At 71.4% G+C, this 20187-nt stretch carries 16 protein-coding genes and 1 pseudogene; 13 read left to right on the plus strand and 4 right to left on the minus strand.

The window, feature by feature from the left end:
- Nucleotides 1–175: 175 nt before the first annotated feature.
- On the plus strand, nucleotides 176–2194 hold the full coding sequence (locus tag SMA5143A_RS04645) for a glycosyl hydrolase (protein WP_107461641.1): 2019 nt from the start codon (nucleotides 176–178) through the stop codon (nucleotides 2192–2194).
- 353 nt (nucleotides 2195–2547) lie between these two features.
- Nucleotides 2548–4626 carry an elongation factor G gene (gene fusA / locus SMA5143A_RS04650; RefSeq protein ID WP_107461642.1) on the plus strand — a complete coding sequence of 693 codons (2079 nt, stop codon included), beginning with the start codon at nucleotides 2548–2550 and terminating at the stop codon, nucleotides 4624–4626.
- A gap of 73 nt (nucleotides 4627–4699) precedes the next feature.
- Here the strand turns inward: fusA and SMA5143A_RS04655 are convergent, their stop codons facing one another.
- Complete coding sequence (locus SMA5143A_RS04655; protein ID WP_107461643.1) at nucleotides 4700–6055, minus strand: glycoside hydrolase family 43 protein; 1356 nt, start codon at nucleotides 6053–6055, stop codon at nucleotides 4700–4702.
- Nucleotides 6056–6426: 371 nt separating this feature from the next.
- On the opposite strand from SMA5143A_RS04655, the gene SMA5143A_RS04660 reads away from it, so the two are divergent.
- The 7 genes from SMA5143A_RS04660 (at nucleotide 6427) to SMA5143A_RS04690 (ending at nucleotide 15082) form a co-directional block, all read left to right on the plus strand.
- Nucleotides 6427–7353 (plus strand): hypothetical protein, encoded by a 927-nt coding sequence (locus tag SMA5143A_RS04660; RefSeq protein ID WP_258193302.1) that lies wholly within the window; start codon nucleotides 6427–6429, stop codon nucleotides 7351–7353.
- Between the two features lie 117 nt (nucleotides 7354–7470).
- Nucleotides 7471–7929 (plus strand): hypothetical protein, encoded by a 459-nt coding sequence (locus tag SMA5143A_RS04665; RefSeq protein WP_107461645.1) that lies wholly within the window; start codon nucleotides 7471–7473, stop codon nucleotides 7927–7929.
- Between the two features lie 210 nt (nucleotides 7930–8139).
- Complete coding sequence (locus SMA5143A_RS04670) at nucleotides 8140–12039, plus strand: nSTAND1 domain-containing NTPase (protein ID WP_107461646.1); 3900 nt, start codon at nucleotides 8140–8142, stop codon at nucleotides 12037–12039.
- Between the two features lie 194 nt (nucleotides 12040–12233).
- Nucleotides 12234–13124 (plus strand): NlpC/P60 family protein, encoded by an 891-nt coding sequence (locus SMA5143A_RS04675; protein WP_107461647.1) that lies wholly within the window; start codon nucleotides 12234–12236, stop codon nucleotides 13122–13124.
- A 202-nt stretch (nucleotides 13125–13326) separates the two neighbouring features.
- Nucleotides 13327–13791, plus strand: a complete 465-nt coding sequence (locus tag SMA5143A_RS04680) for a MarR family transcriptional regulator (protein ID WP_107461778.1) — start codon at nucleotides 13327–13329, stop codon at nucleotides 13789–13791.
- Between the two features lie 188 nt (nucleotides 13792–13979).
- Nucleotides 13980–14870 carry a helix-turn-helix domain-containing protein gene (locus SMA5143A_RS04685; RefSeq protein WP_107461648.1) on the plus strand — a complete coding sequence of 297 codons (891 nt, stop codon included), beginning with the start codon at nucleotides 13980–13982 and terminating at the stop codon, nucleotides 14868–14870.
- Nucleotides 14867–15082 (plus strand): DUF397 domain-containing protein, encoded by a 216-nt coding sequence (locus SMA5143A_RS04690; RefSeq protein ID WP_107461649.1) that lies wholly within the window; start codon nucleotides 14867–14869, stop codon nucleotides 15080–15082. The genes SMA5143A_RS04685 and SMA5143A_RS04690 overlap by 4 nt, the downstream gene beginning before the upstream one ends.
- An 86-nt stretch (nucleotides 15083–15168) precedes the next feature.
- On the opposite strand, the gene SMA5143A_RS04695 is transcribed toward SMA5143A_RS04690, so the two are convergent.
- Entirely contained in the window at nucleotides 15169–15750 is a 582-nt protein-coding gene (locus tag SMA5143A_RS04695) for an FxLYD domain-containing protein (RefSeq protein WP_107461650.1), read from the minus strand.
- 167 nt (nucleotides 15751–15917) lie between these two features.
- On the opposite strand from SMA5143A_RS04695, the gene SMA5143A_RS04700 reads away from it, so the two are divergent.
- Both SMA5143A_RS04700 and SMA5143A_RS04705 read left to right on the plus strand, forming a co-directional pair.
- Complete coding sequence (locus SMA5143A_RS04700) at nucleotides 15918–16736, plus strand: phytanoyl-CoA dioxygenase family protein (RefSeq protein ID WP_181361728.1); 819 nt, start codon at nucleotides 15918–15920, stop codon at nucleotides 16734–16736.
- 5 nt (nucleotides 16737–16741) lie between these two features.
- Nucleotides 16742–17017 (plus strand): hypothetical protein, encoded by a 276-nt coding sequence (locus tag SMA5143A_RS04705; protein WP_107461651.1) that lies wholly within the window; start codon nucleotides 16742–16744, stop codon nucleotides 17015–17017.
- Nucleotides 17018–17113: 96 nt separating this feature from the next.
- Here the strand turns inward: SMA5143A_RS04705 and SMA5143A_RS04710 are convergent, their stop codons facing one another.
- The gene (locus SMA5143A_RS04710; RefSeq protein WP_107461652.1) at nucleotides 17114–18079 is read right to left on the minus strand and encodes a glycoside hydrolase family 6 protein; all 966 of its coding nucleotides are present in this window, start codon (nucleotides 18077–18079) and stop codon (nucleotides 17114–17116) included.
- A 294-nt stretch (nucleotides 18080–18373) separates the two neighbouring features.
- Between SMA5143A_RS04710 and SMA5143A_RS04715 the strand changes: the two genes are divergently transcribed.
- Nucleotides 18374–19387: a LacI family DNA-binding transcriptional regulator gene (locus SMA5143A_RS04715; protein ID WP_181361729.1), complete on the plus strand. Its 1014-nt coding sequence runs from the start codon at nucleotides 18374–18376 to the stop codon at nucleotides 19385–19387.
- A 194-nt stretch (nucleotides 19388–19581) separates the two neighbouring features.
- Nucleotides 19582–19950: a hypothetical protein gene (locus tag SMA5143A_RS04720; protein WP_107461654.1), complete on the plus strand. Its 369-nt coding sequence runs from the start codon at nucleotides 19582–19584 to the stop codon at nucleotides 19948–19950.
- Nucleotides 19951–19985: 35 nt separating this feature from the next.
- Here the strand turns inward: SMA5143A_RS04720 and SMA5143A_RS43720 are convergent.
- Nucleotides 19986–20174, minus strand: a pseudogene (locus tag SMA5143A_RS43720) (hypothetical protein); the annotation flags it as partial.
- Nucleotides 20175–20187 lie beyond the last annotated feature (13 nt).

Genomic DNA, 20187 nt, shown 5'->3' on the forward strand with positions numbered 1-20187 from the left:
TGCAAGGCAAGGGTCTCGACCATGCGGTCGGGGCCCTTCTCGTCTGCGGCCCAGCTCTTCCTTTTCTCTTCAACTTCTAGTCGAATGGCGGCACTTCAGTCACACGCGTCTCATGCGTTGCGGATGTCCCTGACCAGGACGACCCCTGTCCGCAGCCGGTCGTGAGGAGACCCACATGCCCCGTTCGCCCCTGAGTCGTCGCGCGTTCGTGCTGCTCGGCGCCGCGGTCGCCGCGGCCGCCGGCACCAGGACGTCGATCGCCGTCGCGGCGCCCGCCCGCACACCGGTGCCCGTCCGCATCGTCGACGACAGGGCGACCCCCGCCACCCGCGCGCTCTACGCCTATCTGAAGCGGCAGCAGGGCCAGGGCATCCTCTTCGGACACCAGCACGACCTCACCTACGGCTTCACCTTCACCACCCCCGACGGCCGGGCGTCCGACACCCGGGCGGCGGTCGGCGACTATCCCGCGATCTTCGGCTGGGACACCCTCGTCCTCGACGGCGACGAACGCCCCGGCGTCGAGGGCGGCACCCACGCCGAGAACATCGCCGCGCTCAGCCGCTGCATCCGGCAGGGCGACGCACGCGGCGGGATCAACACCCTCAGCGCCCATCTGCCGAACTTCGTCACCGGCGGGAACTTCTACGACACCACGGGCCGCGTGGTCCGGCAGATCCTGCCCGGCGGCGCGAAGCACGCGGCCTTCAACGCCTTCCTCGACCGTGTCGCGAAGGCGGTCAAGGGGGCGCGGCGGCCGGACGGCACCGCGATCCCCGTGATCTTCCGCCCGTTCCACGAGAACAACGGCGGCTGGTTCTGGTGGGGCGCCGGCCACACCACCTCGGGCGAGTTCATCGAGGTGTTCCGCTACACCGTCGAGTACCTGCGCGACACCAAGGGCGTCCACAACCTGCTCTACGCCTACTCGCCCAACGCCAGTCTCGGCGGCGACCCGGCCGGCTACCTGAGGACCTACCCGGGGGACCGTTTCGTCGACATCCTCGGCTACGACTCCTACGACGAGGCCGCCGGGCCGACCCCCTGGCTGGACGGTCTGGTGCGGGACCTGGCGATGGTGGTCCGGCTGGCCACCGAGCGCGACAAGGTGCCCGCCTTCACCGAGTTCGGGGAGAGCGGCACCGAGGTCCGCGATCCGCAGTGGTTCACCCACCTGCTGGGTGCCCTCAAGGCGGACCCGCTGGCCCGCCAGGTGACGTACATGGCGACCTGGGCCAACTTCGGCGGCACCCGACGCGCCTACGTGCCGTATCCCGGCCACCCGCTGCTGCCCGACTTCACCGCCTTCCACCGGGACCCCCACACGCTGTTCGCCGCCGATCTGAAGGGCGTGTTCGCGGCGCGCACCACCGCCGTCAGGAACGGCCCGGTCATGCATCTGGTGACCCCCACGGACCGGCAGCGTGTGACGGCCGCCCGGACCACCGTCCGGGTGCGGGTCACGCCCGCGCGGGCGAGCCGCGTCACCTACTCCGTGAACGGCGGACGGGCCCGAGCGCTGCGCCTGGACGCCGACGGTTACCACTCGGCGGTCTGGTCGATCGGCCCCGCCCTGCGGAAGAAGGGCTCCGCGACCCTCACCGTGCGAGCCCGGGTGGACGGTGAGACGCTCACCGACTCCGCCGTCGTCCTCCTCGGCGAGGCCCCACGGCTGCCCGCCGGCTGGATCGACGACTTCGAGGGGTACGCCGGTGACGACATCGCCCTGAGCGAGGCGTACACGCACCTCAACACCCACACCCTCACCCTGTCGCCCGACCACAAGTCCTCCGGCTCCTACGGACTGGCCTACGCGTACGACTTCTCCGGCGCCGAGTTCACCGGCATCGGCAGAGCGCTCGCCGCCGACTGGTCCGCGTTCACGTCCCTGGCGATGTGGCTGCGCGGCGACGGCTCGGAGAACGCCGGGGCGGTGGAGATCGTCGCCGACGGCATCCCGTTCCAGTACCGGTTCCCGCTGACCGACACCACCGGGCAGGAGCTCACGATGCCCTTCGGCGAGTTCCAGCCCGCGCCCTGGGACACCGCGCACCCCGGGGCCGTGCTCGACGCGGCCCGGCTGGCCAAGGTGACGGCGTTCACCCTCTACCTCGGCCGGGGAGGCGAGGCGACCAAGGGGGTCGTGTACGTGGACGCCATCCGGGCCGTCGCCCAGCCGCGGAAAATGCGGTGACCCGGCCCCGTCGCCGTCCCTAGACTCGGCACACATCGCGCGCCGCACGAGATCGCGGCGCGCGCTCCATGTGACGTGTGATGTGTGACGAGAGAGGGGGACCGGCCGTGTGCGACCGCGCCGCTGTCGTCGTCCCCTCGTCCCTGTACGAGGTGATCCTCGTGTCCTCGTCCGTCCGGTGCCCGCTGCGCGGCCGGTACCGGATGCCCGTGACGCCGGCCTGACGTCGCACCCACGCGCCGAGACGCGAGGACGGTCCTGTCCCGCGCCCGTCCTCGGTGTGCCCTCGTCGTTCCCCGGCCCGCACGGGAATCGCGCTGCCCTGACACAGCTCAGCTGAAAGGCCACGGGCCATGCGCACCTTCGACCCCACCACCCTGACCGCCGTCCGCAACCTGGGCATCCTCGCCCACGTCGACGCGGGGAAGACCACCGTCACCGAGCGGATCCTCTATGTCACCGGGACCACGCACAAGCGGGGCGAGGTCCACGACGGCACCACCGTCACCGACTTCGACCCGCAGGAACGCGACCGCGGCATCACGATCTTCTCGGCGGCCGTGAGCTGCGCCTGGGACGGCCACCGCGTCAACCTCATCGACACTCCCGGCCACGTCGACTTCGCCGACGAGGTGGAGCGCTCGCTCAGGGTGCTCGACGGCGCGATCGCCGTGTTCGACGCGGTCGCCGGCGTGGAACCGCAGAGCGAGTCGGTGTGGCGGCAGGCCGACCGGCACGGCGTACCGAGGATCGCCTTCGTCAACAAGCTCGACCGTGCCGGAGCCGACCTCGACACCGCGGTCGACTCCATCCGGCGGCGGCTGCACCCCGCGCCGCTGGTCGTGCAGCTGCCCGTCGGTACCGAGGACGGCTTCACCGGCGTCGTGGACCTGCTCCGTATGCGGGCGCTGACCTGGGCCGACGGCAGTGACGAGGTCCAGGAAGGGCCCGTGCCCGACGCCCTGCGCGAGGAGGCGGAGCGCCGCCGACGACGGCTGGAGGAGGCCGTGGCGGAACTGCACCCCGTCGCCCTCGACGAGTTCTGCGCCGAGGGCACGCTGTCCGCGCCGACGCTCGCCGCGGCGCTGCGCGACCTGACCGCGACCGGTGACGGCGTGGTCGTCCTGTGCGGCTCCGCCTACCGCAACCGCGGCATCGAACCACTGCTCGACGCGGCCGTGGCGTACCTGCCCTCACCGCTGGACGTGCCGCCGCTACGCGGCGCGCACGACGGTACGGAGCAGGAACGCGCCGCCGACCCCGAGGCGCCTCTCGCCGCGCTGGCGTTCAAGGTCAGCGCGACGGCCACCGGGCGGCTGACCTATCTGCGGCTGTACTCGGGGACGATCAGGAAGGGGGACACCGTGCTCGACGCGGCCACCCGGCGCACCGAGCGGATCGGTCGGATCCTGCGGGTGCGGGCCGACCGGCACGCCGAACTGGAGCGGGCGTCGGCCGGCGACATCGTCGCCGTGATCGGCCTCAAGGCGGCCCGGCCGGGCACGACGCTGTGCGCACCGGCCGCTCCGCTGCTCCTCGAACCGCCGTCCGTCGCCGACCCGGTGGTGTCGGTGGCCGTGGAGGCACGCAGGAGCACCGACACCGACCGGCTGGCGTCGGCGCTGGCCCGGCTGGCGGAGGAGGATCCCTCGCTGGTGGTGCGGACCGACCCCGAGACCGGGCAGACCGTGCTGTCCGGGATGGGGGAACTGCATCTGGAGGTGGCGGTGGAGAAGATCCGGCAGACGTCCGGCGTGGAGGTCACGGTCGGCCGGCCGCGGGTGGCCTACCGGGAGACGGTCGTCCGGGGCGTGTCCGGGCTGGTCCTCCGGCACGTCAAACAGGACGGCGGCGCGGGGCAGTTCGCCCATGTCGTCCTGGACGTGGCACCGCTGGAGGCGCCGGACGGCGACGCCGAGGGCGGCGCGACCGGCTTCGCCTTCCGTTCGACGGTCGTCGGCGGGCGGGTGCCGCAGGAGTTCGTGCGCGCGGTCGAGGCCGGGTGCCGGGACGCCCTCGTGGAGGGCCCGCTCGGCGGTCACCCGGTCACCGGGCTGAGCGTCACCCTCACCGACGGGGCGACCCACTCCAAGGACTCCTCGGAGATGGCGTTCCGCACCGCCGGGCGGCTCGCGCTGCGCGAGGCGCTGCGGGGCAGCGCGATGGCGCTGCTGGAACCGGTCGCCGAGGTCACCGTGACCGTGCCCGCGGACGCGGTGGGCGGGGTCCTCGGGGATCTCGCGGCGCGGCGCGGGCGGGTGTCGGACTCGGTGGCGCGGGCGGGGTCGGTGGTGGTCACCGCCACCGTGCCCCTGGCCGAGCTGTTCGGGTACGCCACGCGGTTGCGCAGCCGTACGCAGGGGCGTGGGACGTTCACGACGCGCCCGGCGGGTTACGCGGTGGCGCCCGCGGCCGTGGTGAGTGAGCGGTAGGGGTTTCGCGTCTTTTGTCCCCCATGGCGCAGTGCCCCGCGCCCCTGTCGGGGGCGCGGGGCACTGTCCCGCGTCACGCCCAGGGCGTCACGGCGGTGAAGGAGCTGTCTGCCTTGAAGGTGGCCGTGTCCTGGTAGGGGTCGATGCGGAGTGCGTAGTTGTAGTGGCGGAGGAAGCGGCCGGGGTAGTTGTACGACTCCAGGCTGACCGAGCCGGCCGCGCTGCCCTGGCGGGCGCAGAAGGTGGCGTCCTTGTTGAAGACGTCGGTGCCGTTGCCGGCGTCGAAGCGGATCCGGTAGTCCCAGTGGCGCAGGTAGCGGCCGGCGGAGTCGCGGAAGGAGTAGCAGGTGGCGTCGGCGAGGCCGGGCACGATCGTGAGGGTCGCGCTCTGCTTGACGGCGGCGGTGCTGGAGCTGCTCACCGGGTCGATGTAGCCGAGGTTGTCGGAGCGGACCACGGCGTAGCGGTCCGGGAAGTTGACGGACCGCAGCGACCGGGTGGTGTCGGTCGGCAGGGTCGCGCTGGGCACCTTCTCCTTCAGGACGGTCATGTGGCGGACGAAGCCGCTGAGGCCCGGCAGTTCCTTGCGAGGTGTCCAGGTGGCGAAGTTGTCGTAGCTGTCGCTGTACCAGTACTTCCCGTCGCGGTAGGCGTCGAAGTAGATGCGCCACCCTCCGTCGTCGAGCTGTACCAGGGCCGGGCCCTCGTTCCAGGATCCCCAGCCCGCCCAGTCACCGGTCTTCTTGATGGTGTACGGGCCGGTGAGGCTGGGGGCGGTGGCGTACTCGAGGTACTTCGTCGTCTCGTTCTTGATGATCGCGTGGTAGGTGGAGCCGATCTTGACGACGAAGGTGTCGATGTAGTTCGGGCCGATGCCGGCGAGCTGGGTGGGCGCGGTCCAGCTGGTCAGCGAGGAGTCGGTCGCCGTGATCTTCCAGGGGGTGAAGTGGACGGCGGTGCTCGCCGAGGTCAGGGTCATGATGATGTTGACGCTGCCGTCGGTGTCGATGAACCACTCGGGCGCCCAGGTGCGGGTGATCCCGCTGATCGGGACCGTGTAGTTGTACAGGAAGGTCCAGTTCAGACGGTCGGCGCTGCGGGCGATGCCGATCGTGTTCCCGGTCCAGTTGGTGGTGTAGGTGAGGTAGTAGAAGCCGTCGGTGTGCTTGAAGACGCTGGGGTCACGGATCAGACCGGACGGCGGGGTGTACGCCGGGCCCTTGCGCAGGGTGTACGTGGTGGCGTCCGGCGAGTCGTAGACGTACATGTTCGACTCGCTGGTGTTGGTGAAGGCGGTCATCGTGTACCGCGTCACCTGCGCCGGGGGCGGGGTGTCGGCTCCGGCCGGACCGGCGAAGGCGGTGGTGAGGCCCAGTAGGGCGGCCACCGACGTGAGCAGGGCGAGGACTGCTCTGGGGGTTCTGTTCAACGCTCGTCCCATTCTGCGCGAACTGCCCTGAGGCGTGGGATGTTGTTCGAAATGCCGCACGTCGTGCGGAAGTTCGATCAGAAGATAAGAGGGACATATGCGTGCGTCAATGCATTGTTCAGGGTTTCGCGAGAGGTGATTCCACTTGTGTCCCTCGTGGCCGAGCCGTGGCCCCACCGTGGCCACCTCTGTCCCCACGGGTGACCCCCGCGTTGCCTCCACGCCCACGCCCTCCCAGGTCACCCCTTGTTTCCCGACCGACGTCACGGCGGGCAACAGGAAACCCGTCGACCGCCCTAAGAGGCGGGGCAACTCTGGATACGTCAGCACGCGGCAACCACGACCAAGCGTGAGACGAGGGGGATCGGCTCATGAGACGGGCGCTCATGTCACTGTGCGCGGTGCTGGCGGCCACCGCGGTCGCCGCCACCGGATGCGCCGGCGGTGACGGGGACCACCGGACACCTCGGGAACCGGGGTCCCGGCCCGAGAAGCTGACCTGGCAGCAGGAGTTGCGCGTCAGCGACGCCGAGCAGCGACTGACGAAGCTGTGCATGAAGCGCCACGGCTTCACCTACTGGGAGGACCGCCGCCTGACACTCGAGGAGAGCCGTCCGGTGCGCTACGTCCAGGACGACGTGGCCTGGGCCCGTGAACACGGGTACGGCAGCCGCATCGACGCCGCGAACCAGAAGGTCCACGCGAGCAACCCCATCGGCACCTACCGCCGGAGCCTCACCCCGTCACGACGCGCCGCCTTCGATCTCGCGCTCGACGGCGGCGACGACGTCCGCACGCTCACCGCGCCGCTGCCCAACGGCCGCGGAAAGATCCACAAGCGCCTCGGCGGCTGCACCGAGGAGGCCGAGCGCAAACTCTACGGCGACCCGGCCGAATGGTTCCGCACCAGCAAGATCGCCACCGGTCTCGGCGCCCTCTACGGCGACGACCTGATGAAGGACCGCCGGCTCACCACGACACTGCGGGCCTGGTCCCGGTGCATGGAGAAGGCCGGACACCCCTACAAAGACCCCCAGGCGGCCCGCGAAGCCGTCCGGGTCAACACCGGCCGGCTCGGCGGGGCCCGCGCCGACGAGGCGTTCGCCGTCGAGCGCGAGATCGCCGTGGCCGACGCGACCTGCGCTCGCGAGACCTCGCTGCGCTCCGTGGCGTCGGCCCGGGAGACGTACTACGAGGACCGCCTGCGTGACCGGTTCGGCAAGGACCTCGACACATACCGGAGCCTCGCCCAGCGGGCATTCGACCGGGCCGTGCGCATCGTTCCGGAACGCGACTGACCACCACGCGTCCCGGACGCGCACCGACCACCGAGGACCGCAGGACCGGGCCACCGCCCGGCGTGCGGTCACCGGCCGCCACACCCACGCACGACCAAGGAAACGAGGGGAAACATCATGCGCAAGTTCACCGTCACGGCAGCGCTCCTCGGGCTCACGGCCCTGGGCGTCGTCGTACCCGCCGCCACCTCGCAGGCGGCGGACACCGCCGCCGCCTCCGGCTGTGGCGACAAGTGGGGGCCGCGCAACGGCTACATGTACGCCTGGGACGGCTACGACTGCTCGGGCGACCTGCTGATCGCCACCCCGAACACCGTCGGCGACTGGGGCAGTGGGAACTGGGACAGGGCCTCGTCCGTCATGAACCGCGGCTACACGGGCAGCCTGTCGATCGTCAAGTTCTACGAGTGGGAGGGTCACCGCGAGGGTCCCAATGACGGCCACGCCTGCCTCCTGCCCGGCGAGGCGTACGCCGACAACCTGTCCGACAACCGCCTCTCCGACGGCTCCTGGGCCGACAACAACATCCGGGGTCACAAGTGGGTCAACGGAGGCTGCGCGACCAACCTCACCTGATCCCCCACCGCCGGCGGGGGCGGCCCGGACCTGACCGACCCGGGCCGCCCGCGCCCCCGCGGTGACAGCGACGTACGTCCGGAACCGGCTGCCCGCGGTTCCGGGCGTCCCTGTTTTCGCCACTCCGGGTGAAAGACTTGGCCGCCCCCGTGGACCCGGCAGTAACCTGGGCATCCGCCGTCTCACGGCCGCTCTGCCTTGGGGGACACCTTGGGGGACCCGCAGCACGGACAGCATCCAGACCCTCATCACGGACGGGACCGGGACGCGCTGACCACGCTGTCCTTCCCGGCGCAACTGAGACGGCTCAGACAAGAGCGCGGACTGTCCCTCACCGACCTGGCCCGACGCACCCACTACAGCAAGGGCTACCTCAGCAAGATCGAGACCGGCACGAAGCGCGCGACCGTCGACGTCGCCCGGCTGTGCGACCAAGTACTGGGCGCCGAAGGGGAGTTGCTACGGCTGGTGCAGCAGGCGCCGCCCCGTGACGGCGACCCCCGCACCGACACCGACCCCGTGGAGCGGCAGCCCGACGAGAGCTGTCCCTACCGCGGCCTGGCGGCGTTCACCCCCCGGGACGCGGACATGTTCTTCGGCCGGGACCGCGCGACGGCCGCACTGGTGGAGCGGGTCTTCGAACGGGTCGGCGGCGGGCCCCTGATGCTCGTCGCACCGTCCGGCGCGGGCAAGTCCTCCCTGCTCAACGCCGGACTCGTCCCGGCCCTGCGCCGCGGCGACCTCCCCATGCCGGGCGCCGACCGCTGGCCGGTGGTGCTGCTCACCCCCACCTCGCGCCCCCTGGACGAACTGCTGGAGCGCGTCGCCAAGGCGCTGGGCAGCGACCTCGGCATCACCGCCGACGAGGTACGGGACAACCCGGGCGCCCTGCTCGGCGCCGTACGGGCCCGGTCGGAGACCCCGCCACGGACCGAGGGGCCCCGGCGGCCCCCGCCGCCCCGACCGGTGCTGATCGTCGACCAGTTCGAGGAACTCTTCACGCTCTGCCCGGACGAGGACGAACGCCGCGCGTACGTCCACGTGTTGTGCGCCCTCGCGACCTCCCGGCCCGCCGATCACCCGCACCCGGCCGCCGTCGTGGTGCTCGGTGTGCGCGCCGACTTCACCGGCCGCTGTCTGGACCTCCCCGAGCTGGCCCGGGTCTTCACCGACGGGCTGTTCGTCCTGTCCCCGATGACCGTCGCGGAACTGCGCGAGTCCATCACGCGCCCCGCCGAACTCGCCGGGGTCACCCTGGAACCCGGCCTGGTCCCCCTGCTGCTGCGGGACGCCGGACTCCGTGACGACCCCGGCACCGGCCCCCGGCCCTCCACGACCGGCTCCGACGAGACTCCCTCCGGCGCACTCCCCCTGATCTCCCACGCGCTGCTCGCCACCTGGCAGCGGCGCCGGGACTCCGCGCTGACCGTCGACGGGTACGAACGGGCCGGCGGCATCCAGGGGGCGGTCGCCCGCACCGCCGAGAACGTGTTCGCCCGGCTGTATCCCGCCGAGCAGAAGACGATCCGCCGCATCCTGTCCCGGCTGGTCCTCGTCATGGACGGGGCCGGGGCGACCCGCCGCCGGATGAGCAGGGACGCCCTGATGGCGCAGCTCGGCGCCGCGGACGGGGCCGCCGCCGCGCTCGACGCCTTCGTCCGGGCCCGGCTCATCACGCTGGACAGCGAGTCCGTCGAGATCACCCACGAGGCCCTGCTGCACGCCTGGCCCCGCCTCCGGGACTGGATCCACGCCGACCGGGCGGGCCTCCTCCTCCACCAGCAACTCGCCCACGCCGCCGCCGAATGGGAGCGCGAGAACCGCGACCCGTCCGCCCTCTACCGGGGCACCCGCCTCGACACCGTACGGACGTGGGCCGACGAGTCGGACGGCCGGGCCCGGCTCGGGCCCGTCGAGGAGGCGTTCCTGACGGCCAGTCAGGCCGAGGAGGACGCTCGGCGTGGACAGGCCCGACGCCAGGTGCGGCTGCGGCAGTCCATGCTCGCCACCCTCGCCGTGCTGCTGGGGCTCGCCGTCACCGCCGGAGCGCTCGCCTACCAGCAGCGCGAGGCCGCCCTCGACCAGGAACGCGTCGCCCGCTCCCAGGCCCTCGCCGCGCGGTCCGCGTCCCTCGCCGGGGGCCGCCCCGAGGCGTCGATGCTCCTCGCGGAGGAGGCCTACCGGGCCGCCCCCACCGCCGAGGCGCGCGGCGCTCTGCTCAGCACCCAGTCGCAGCCCTTCTCCGCCCGCCTCGACGGCCACCGCGGACCGGTCAACGCGGTGGCGTTCGCCCCCGGCGACCGGATGCTCGCCACCGCCAGCTCCGACGGCACGGTGACCCTGCGAGACACCGCCGAGGGCCACCGGATCCTCGCCCGGTTCACCGTGTCCGGACGGGCGCGCTCGGTCGCCTTCAGCCCCGACGGGCGTACGGTCGCGGTGACGTCGACCGACGGACCGGTGACCCTGTGGAGCACCACCACCCACCGCGGGACGGGCGTGCTCTCCGACGCCACGAAGGGCGCGCGGGCCGTGGCCTTCGACCCGCGCGGGGGCAGGCTCGCCGTCGCGGCCGCCGACGGCACCGTCCGGTTGTGGGACACCGCGTCCCGGCCGCCCCGGCCCGTCGCCACCCTCCCCGGCCACAAGGGCACCGTCAACGCGCTGGCGTACGCCCCCGACGGGCGGACGCTCGTCTCCGCCGGCGCCGACCGCGCCGTACGGATCTGGGACACCCGACGGAACGAGTTCGTCGACGACCTCAAGGGCCACACCGACGAGGTGCTGGGTGTCGCCTTCTCCCCGGACGGCGCCACGGTGGCGTCCGCGGGCGTCGACCGGACGGTGCGCCTGTGGGACGTCCGCGACAGACGGCTGACGGCGACGTTCACCGGGAGCAGCGACGACATCAACGCCGTCGTCTTCACCCCGGACGGGACGACGGTCGTCGGCGCGGTCGGTGACGGCACGACCCGGCTGTGGGACGTGCGCGGCGGCCGGCAGACCGCGGTGCTCGCCGGGCACACCGACTACGTCCTCGGGGTGGCCGTGACCTCCGACGGCGCCCTGCTGGCCACGGCCGGGTTCGACCAGTCCGTCGCCCTGTGGGACCTCGCCGGGCCGGTCCTGACGTCCCGTCCGTTCACCGAGGTCTGGCAGACCGCGTACAGCCCCGACGGGAAGCTGCTGGCCACCGCCGACGCCGACCACGCCGTACGGCTGTGGGACGCGCTGACGCACACCCTCGTGGTGGCGCTGAAGGGTCACACGGAGACCGTGTTCTCGGTGGCGTTCTCGCCCGACGGCCGGACCCTCGCGTCGGCGGGCTCCGACGGCACGGTCCGGCTGTGGGACGTCGCGCGGCGCGCGGCGCTGAAGAAGCTGACCGGGCACGCCGGGCAGGTCTTCGCCGTCGCCTTCGCCCCCGACGGGCGGACCCTGGCGTCGGCGGGCGCCGACCACACGGTGCGCCTGTGGGACGTGGCGAAGCGCCGCCAGACCACCGTGCTCGGCGGGCACAAGGACTTCGTCAACGATGTCGCCTTCAGCCCCGACGGCCGCACCCTCGCCGGTGCCGGCGACGATCTGACGGTACGGCTGTGGGACGTCGCCTCGCGCCGCGAACTGGGCGCGCTGCGGGGGCACTCGGGCGCCGTGCGGGGCGTGGCGTTCAGCCCGGACGGCCGTACCCTCGCCAGCAGCGGCAACGACGGCACCGTACGCCTGTGGGACGTCCGGCGCCGCCACTTCGAGGCCGCCCTCATCGGCCACTCGGGCGCGGTACGCGGTGTGGCGTTCAGCCCGGACGGGCGCACCCTCGCCAGCAGCGGCAACGACCGCACGGTCCGCCTGTGGGACGTCGCCGGGCGGCGGCCGTGGGCGACGCTCACCGGCCACACCAACGCGGTGTGGGGCGTCGACTTCGCCCCCGACGGGCGGACGGTGGCCAGCAGCAGCACCGACGGCACCGTACGGCTGTGGGACCTCGACCCGGGCGCGCGGCTCGCGGACATCTGCCGGATGCGCGCCGGGATCGGCCCCGAGGAGCGCGCCACACTGCTGCCGGGGGTGCCCGTCGCCGCGGACCCGGGGGACTGCGGGAGCCACTGAGCGACACACCGGGCGCTGCGCCGCCGCTCGGCAGCACTCGGCAACAGCGCTGGTCAGGAGGGGTTTCCCAGGTGTTTCCCGTTGCCCGGTGGGATGGGGCGACGCCGGGATCTCGACGGGCGGGGTGGTGGTCGAGCAGGCTGCTGTCCGACCACCACCAGTTCATCGGATCGACAGGAAACGGGGGTTCCGGCATGGTGAGCCGGACCAGTCTCATCCGCACACTGATCGCACTCATGGCCCTGCTGCTGTGCGCGCCGCTGACCACGGCCGCGGCGGCACCGTCCGCACCGGCCGCGCCCGCCGCCTGCGGCGTCCTCGCGCCGGGCGCCTCGGCCGCCGCCGAGCGGGCGATCGCCGCGGCCTGCGCCGAGGTCGCCGCGGGCACCTGGTACACATGGGGCGGCGGCCACGGCGACCGACCCGGCGCGACGTACGGGCAGGTCGACCCCACCGACCCGGCCAGCGAACACGACCCCGAGCGGCGCGGCTTCGACTGCTCCGGCCTCGTCCGGTACGCGTACGCCCAGGCCGCCGGAGGTACGGACATCCTCAACGGCGTCGCCAGCCAGCAGTACTACACGCACCGCGCCGCGGCCCGCTTCACCGCGGCCCAGGGCCTCGCCCCGCTGCTGCCGGGCGACCTGCTGGCCTACGGCAACAAGAAGAACCTGCACCACATCGCCATCTACCTCGGCGCGGGCAAGATGGTCGAGGCCAAGCAGTCCGGCACCAAGCTGATGGTCAGTGACGTCCGCCTCGGCGGGGACTACTTCGGTGCCGTCCGGGTCAACACCGGCCAGGTCACCGGCCACATCCACCAGACGTGGGGCACCGACGTGTGGACCAAGGAGGAGCCCCGCCTCGCGGCCGGGCGCGTCTACGCCTTCCCGTACTCGACCACCATCCGCGTCTACTGCCAGAAGCACTCGGACAAGGTCAACGCGGAGGGCTACGAGAACGACGCCTGGTCCTACCTGCCGGACTACAAGGCATGGGTCACCAACATCTACATCAAGGGCCCGGCCTGGCTCGCCGGCGTACCCAACTGCGACGACGTGCCCTTCCCGCCTCCGGGCCAGTGACCGTCCGCTCGGGCAACGCATCGGGCCAGTGACACATCGCGCCGGTGACCGTCGGGGGGCGGCCACCGGCGCGAGTCGTTCCCGAATCTCTCGGGCCGACTTGGAGAGGGCCTCCCCTGGCCGCCTCAACCACTGGGACTCCAGGCGGACTTGAGTGGCTTGCGGTGATCTCGCCGTGGGTGGTCTCGAGAAGAAGGGGGAGATGAGCGTGACTCTCAAGGAGTATTCACCGGACGAGTTGGCGGGTCAGCCCATCGGTGCCTGGACCGGCGAGGCGTACCGTCACGTGGTCGGCGCCCTCCGTGCGCAGTTGGCGGTGGAGGGGCTCACGCAGCCGCACTGGTGGACGCTCAACCACGTTGCCGGGGAGCCGGGGAGGTGGACCCGCGCGACACTGATCGAGCGGTTGGCGAAGTACGAGGACCTCGGGATCGACTTCGACGGTGTCTTCGACGATCTCGTCGCCCGTGGATGGCTGACGGAGGAGGCGGGGCTCATGACCTTGACCGAGGCCGGTGAGGACGGGCGCCTTCGGGCCCGGGAACGCAACGCCCGTGTGCATCGTCAGATGCATGAAGGCGTCGACACGGCCGACTTCGTCACCACCGTCAACGTCCTGCGCCGCATGGTCGCCAACCTGGGTGGCGACGGCAACCTGCCGGACTGACGGGCGCCGCCGTCCACCGTGGCCGGGACGAGGCGGGCCTCGGGCCCGAGCCGCACACCTTCCCGGACGTCCCGTACGCTGCGTCAGCGTACGGGCACTTTCTGTGGACAGTACGCAGATCTTCCCGCCAGTCTTGGTGCCGTCGGGGCATGGGGGCCACAGCGCACGAAGACCGGAGGTGGCCGCGGATGACGGGCGGCGGCATGGGCAACGAGTACGACGAGGGACCGGCCGACGAGGGGACGGTGGTGGACCGCGAACCGGATCCCTCGGACAGTCTGCGGACGTGGGGCGCCGTGACACAGGCGCTGCGCGAGCACGCGGGCTACAGCCGGGCCGAGTTCGCGGATCTCGTCCGCTTCTCCAAGCACACGGTGGAATCGGTGGAGCAGGGGCGCCGGATGCCGGATGTGACCTATGTGGAGCGGGCCGACGAACTGCTCGGGAACACGGGGGCGTTGCGGAAGGCGTCCCAGTACGTGACGCGGGGGAGAGGGGACGTGGGCCTGGCGGCCTGGTTCCGCCAGTGGGCCCGGCTGGAGCGGGTCGCGGTGAGCCTGTGCACCTATGAATGCAGGGTGGTGCCGGGGCTGTTGCAGTCCAGGGACTACGCGCGGGCGGTCTTCGAGGGGACCGTCCCGGTGACGCCGGACGACCAGCTGGAGAGCTTCATGGACCGGCGGATGGAGCGGCAGCGGATGCTGTCCGAGCGGCCGACGACCCCGTTCAGCTTCATCGTCGAGGAGCATGTCTTCCGGCGCCGCTTCGGCGACGGCACCCGGGTGCGGGGGTTGTTCGACCATGTGCTGGAGCTGAGCGCGCCGCGCAATGTGACGCTCCAGATCGTGCCCCTGGAAGCCGGGTTGCACGCGTGCCTCGACGGGCCGGTGCGCCTGCTGGAGACACCGAAGGGCCAGCGGTACGCGTACTCGGAAGGGCAGCAGAACGGCCGTCTGATCTGCGACGCGAAAGAGGTGAGCCTGCTCCACCAGCGCTATGACACACTGCGCTCGCAGGCCCTGAACGCCAAGGATTCCCGGGCGCTGCTGGAGCGACTCCGAGGGGAACTAGACCTATGAGCACGACGGAACTGGCGTGGTTCAAGTCCAGCTACAGCGGCAGCCAGGGTGACGACTGCGTCGAAGTCGCCGTCACTCGCCGGGCCGTGTGCGTACGGGACTCCAAGGACCTGGCCCTCCCTCACTTCGCGGTCGGCCGCGAGGAATGGGCGCGGTTCGTGGGGTTCGTGGGGCGCCACGGAAGCGCCCGGCGGGCGGATCCCATCGCGTAGACCAGGGCGGTGGGCGCCTCCCGCGCGAAGGCGCCCACCGGCACGTCGTGTGCCGCCGCCGGGACGAACGGCTCCTGCTTGACAGGTCAGTTGGCGAGGGGCAGCCGTTCGACATGGGCGACCCGGAGGGAGTCGATGTCGGCCAGGGTGTGCTTGTCCGCCAGCTCCACGTACTCGTCGAAGTCGCCTTCGGCGGAGTCGGTCTCGCCCGGTCCGAGATGGGTGGAGCTGACGTACGCCTGACCCACGAAGTCGCCTTCGTCGTCGAAACCGTTGACGATCACGGTGTAGTTGGCGGGTTCACCGCCCTTGTTGGTGATCTCGTAGTCGAAGCTGTACGTGGTGCTCGCGTCGCAGTCGTTGTAGTCGAACTCGTCGCCATCGTCGCACTGTTCGCCCTCGTCGAGGAGGTCGTTCCTCTCCTTCGCGAGCTTCCCGCCCGAGATCTCGACATGGCTCATGGCGTCGTCCCCGCCGGCCACCGTCCACCAGGTGACGCCCGCGCCGACGAGCAGGCCCGCCACGACCCCGAGGGCGACGAGCGCCACCCTCCCGCCCGGACGCTTCGGCGTTCCGTCGGGACCGTGCGGCGTCACATCGGCTCTCATCGGCGTCACATCGGGTATCTGTGGCATCCGGTCGGGCATCTGCGGTGTCTGGCCGGTCATGGCGCTGCTCCTCGTAGGGATGGATGGTCGTTCACCGACATCCACACCGTCGGCACGGAAAAGGTTGCACCGATCGCCGTCCAGCCGCCGCGCCGATCACGAAAAACGACCACCACAGGACGATTTCAGCCCACTACAGGGCGCCACGGGGCCCGTACGTTCGTCGTATGCCAACCAGCAAGCACCTCCTGACCTCGGTCCAGGTGGCCCGCTTCGTCGCGCAGGGATTCCTGCGCCTGGACGGGGTGGTGCCACGGGAGACCAACGAACGGGCCATCGCCGCGCTCGCCGAGGGCCTGCCCGGCGTGCCCTACGGCGCCCCGCTGAGCGAGGCGTTCCTACCCGGCGGTTTCGTCCGCGAACTGCTCGACCTGCCCGTCGTCGCCGGTGCCGTGGAGAGCCTGGTCGGACCCGGACCGACCGTCGACCACCACGCCGTGCACGTCCGCGAACCCCACGAGGGCCACGCCCAGGACCTCCACGCGGACGCGATCATCGACGTACGGCCGGACGCCTTCGACATCCAGCTCATGTACTACCCGCACGAGGTGACCGCCGAGATGGGCGGCACGCTCAGCGTGCCCGGCAGCCATCTGCGCCGGATCAACGAGACGGACATCGGCCGCGTCCAGAACCTGCGCGGCCAGACCCGCCTGACCTGCCCGGCGGGCACGGTCGTCCTCCTGCACCACGGCATCTGGCACGGCGGCCGCCGCAACGACACCGCCCACCGCCGCTACATGTACAAGCTGCGCCTCAACCCGACCGTGCCGCAGGTACTCCTGTGGGACACCGCCGACCTGCACGACCCGGCCGTGACCGCGGAACTGGACACCCACTTCCCGTGGTACGAGCAGGCCACCGGCCGACTGGAGATCCACAACCGGGCCCTGCTCTGGCGGGCCCTGACCGGCGATCCGTCGTTCGACATCGAGTACTGGGTCACCCGTGTCAGCAACCGGCCCGCGCTGAGGAGCCACGCATGAGGCACATGAGGCAACAGGTCCTGGTTCTCTATCTGTCGACCTCGGCGCTCGACTCCCCGGTCGTCGGCTGGTCCCGCTACGACGGGACCGGCCGGACCCGCCCCACGGCCGGTGACAGCGACGAACCGCCCTACGGCACGGGGCTCGACGCGCTGCTCGACGGGTGGCGCCTGTTCCAGGCGTCGCAACTGCTGCCGCCCCAGGCCGGCCACGAGTACGACGTCTCGTTTCTGAAGCACGAGTTCTTCTTCGAGAAACTGGAGGAGACCTCCGCAGGTTGACGGTGAGCCCCGTGGCCCGGTCGCGGGGCGAGCGAACCGGGCCACGGGAGTCTCGGACCGGCGGCCGTGAGCCATGGCCGCGGGCGCCGGTCGCGATCAGTAGCCGTAGATCATCTTGTAGGCGACCTCGGGCAGGAACTGGCCGGCCGTGGAGCCGGCTCCCACGCCGCAGTTGCCGTCCGACTCGCCCGGCGCCTTGATCCACAGCAGCATCTCGGCGCCGCCGCCCATCTGGGTGGCCGGGCCGATCCGGCGGCCCGACGGGTTGCACCACTGGCCGTTGGAGCCGTTGCCGTTGCGGCTGGTGTCCACGACGAACGGCTTGGTGTAGCCGTAGCGGGCACTGAGCTCCCTGTTCACCGCGTTGCCGTAGGCGGTGTTCTCGCCCGTGGTGAGGTAGTTGGAGATGTTCAGCGAAAAGCCGTGGGCCTGCCGCACGCCCGCCTCGTGCAGCCGCTTGGCCATGGTCGCGGCGTCCGTCCAGGCGGGGTTGCCGGCGTCCATGTAGACCCAGGTGTTGGGGGCCTGACGGCTGAACTGGGAGACGGCGCCGCTGAGCATGCTCTGGCGCTCGGCTATCTGCGCCTGGTTCATGCAGCCGTAGTCCCCGAGGGAGTCCGGCTCCAGGATCACCAGGGCCGGACGGTTGCCGATACCGCCGGCGAACTGGGAGATCCAGCTCGCGTAGGCGGACGGAGAGGAGGCGCCGCCCGCCGAGTGCCCGCCGCAGTAGTCGCGGTTGTAGACGTTGTACGCGACGAGGATGGGCAGCTTGTCCCGGCTGTCCGCCGCGCCCGTGAACGAGCTGGTGGCGGAGCCGATCGAGCCGCTCCACGAGCCGAACCAGCGGGCCATCGGGGTGTTGGCGAGGGAGTTGTTGATCGCCGACGCCCGGCCGTCACGGGGGTTGGCCGCGACCCACCGCTTCGCGCTGGAGTCGGGGTCCACGTAGAACCCGCTGGTCATGCTGGTCGGGTCGGCGGCATGGGCGGACGGAGCTGCGGCGAGCGCGAGGGGCAGAGCGCAGAGCGCTGCCATCAGGGTGCGGAACCTGCGGCGCATGACATCACCTCGGATATCTGGCAGAGGTGCGTCGCCCGCTCTCGTCCGGAGCGGGCGACGCGATGGGGGGAAGTGCGGTGATGGAGGTGGGAGCGCTCCCATTGGAAGCGCTTCCAGTGGTGCGGATGGTGCTGCGAACCTTTGGGGGTGTGGTCGGTATCGTGTGGCTGACTGGTAGAACTGTCAAGAGTCGAAGCGTGAAACTCCCTCTTGTCCCACGTGAGTTCAAGGCTCTACGGTCCTTCTGACCGGAAGCGCTCCCAGTTTTCGGACAGGGAGGAGAGACCGATGGTCATGGCAGAGGATCCGCCGCGTCGGCAGCCCACGCTCGACGCGGTGGCCCGACTCGCGGGGGTCTCCCGCTCCGTGGCCTCCCGCGTCCTCAACAACGCGCCGCACGTCAGCCGGGGAAAACGCGAGGCCGTCGAGCGGGCCGTCCGGGAACTCGGCTACGTGCCCAACCCGACCGCCCGCGCGCTGGCCACCCGGCAGACGGGCGCGGCCGCCCTGGTCGTCTCCGGCGAGGACCCGTCGATCTTCGCGGATCCGTTCTTCGCCCAGGTGATCGTGGGGGCGTCGGCGGCGCTGGAGGAGGCCGACCTGCATCTGATGCTGTGCCTGGCAGCGACCGACCGGGGCCGCAGACGTGTGGAGGAGCTCCTCCGCGGCAAGGGCGCCGACGGGGTGATGCTGATGGCGCTGCGGGAGAACGATCCGCTGGCGCGGACGGCCGACGAGGCGGAGATGCCCGTGGTGTTCGGGGGCCGCCCCGTCGGCTCGGCTCCCCGCTGGTACGTGGACGTCGACAACACCGGCGGGGCGCGCGAGGCCACGGAGTACCTGCTCTCCCGGGGCCGGAGCCGGGTGGCCGTGATCTGCGGGCGGCTGGACACCGAGGTGGGGCGCGCGCGGTACCGCGGCTACCAGGACGCCATGCTGGCCGCCGGCCTGGAACCGTTCCCGCCGAACGAGGGGGACTTCACGGAGCCCAGCGGGGCCGCCGTCATGGCCGCGCTGCTGCTCCAGCACCCCGACGTGGACGCGGTGTTCGCCGCCAACGACAACATGGCGGCGGGGGCGCTGCGCACCCTGCGGGAGGCCGGGCGACGCGTCCCCGCCGACGTCGCCGTGGTCGGCTTCGACGACCTGGCCGCGGCCCGCATGGCCGATCCACCGCTCACGACCGTCCACCAGCCGATAGCCGCCCTGGGCCGCGAGACGGCCCGCATGCTCGCCGCCCTCATCCACGGCCAGACCCCCACACCGCTGATCCTCCCCACCCACCTGGTCCGCCGCGCCAGCGCGTGACCCTGCCGGGGGCGGCCTGGTGAAACACGGGACCGCGGTGAATTCTGCGGTCGGGCTGGCGCAGTCACCGCGGGTTCACATCCCACACCCAGTGCCAGGTGATGGCACGAGCACCTTCTGGTCCGTAGCTCAGCGCGATCGGTCAGCGGGGCACAACCTCCCAAGACAGAGCGACCAGCGGGCAGGATGGCCTCATGACAAAACCGTCCGTACGGTCAGTCCGACGTGCCGCCTCTGGTTCAGTGCTGTCCTTGTGGTCACAGGACTCTGTGTTGTCGATCGGTTCAGTGGGATCGGTGCTGTCTGTGGGGTCCGTCGGTTCGGCCTTGTCAGTGGGCTCGATCGGAAGCGCCCTGTCGGTCGGCTCGATCGGCTCCGCCCTGTCGCTGATCTCAACCGGGTCGTGGCTGAGTACAGGATCGTTGTTTTCCGCGCAGTCGCGGTGGTCGGTGCTGTCCTGGCGTTCCTCTCGCGGTTTCCTGGCCGCGGGAGCGGTAGGGGCGGCGACCGGCGCCCTGCTGTTGACCCAGATGCTGCACAAGGCTGATACCGGCACCGGATGACCTTGATCAGGATGAGGGGTTGTTTCACTCGGCGTTCAGACCGGAATGAGTCTTTGGTCCCGTGACGCAGGGGCGCGCCGGAAGACGGTGGCCTCGCCGGCGAGGTCGCCCTGCTGTCCGGGCGACAGAGCGCGGAAGCCGTTCGCCCGGATGTCGGAGGAGTGGCCGAAGAAGCCGCCGGGGGTCTCGGGGGAGTCGGGGACGCCCCATCCTTCCTCGTCGTGCGGCCGGCATCGG

This window comes from Streptomyces sp. MA5143a (genome assembly GCF_900290235.1).
Classification (GTDB): domain Bacteria; phylum Actinomycetota; class Actinomycetes; order Streptomycetales; family Streptomycetaceae; genus Streptomyces.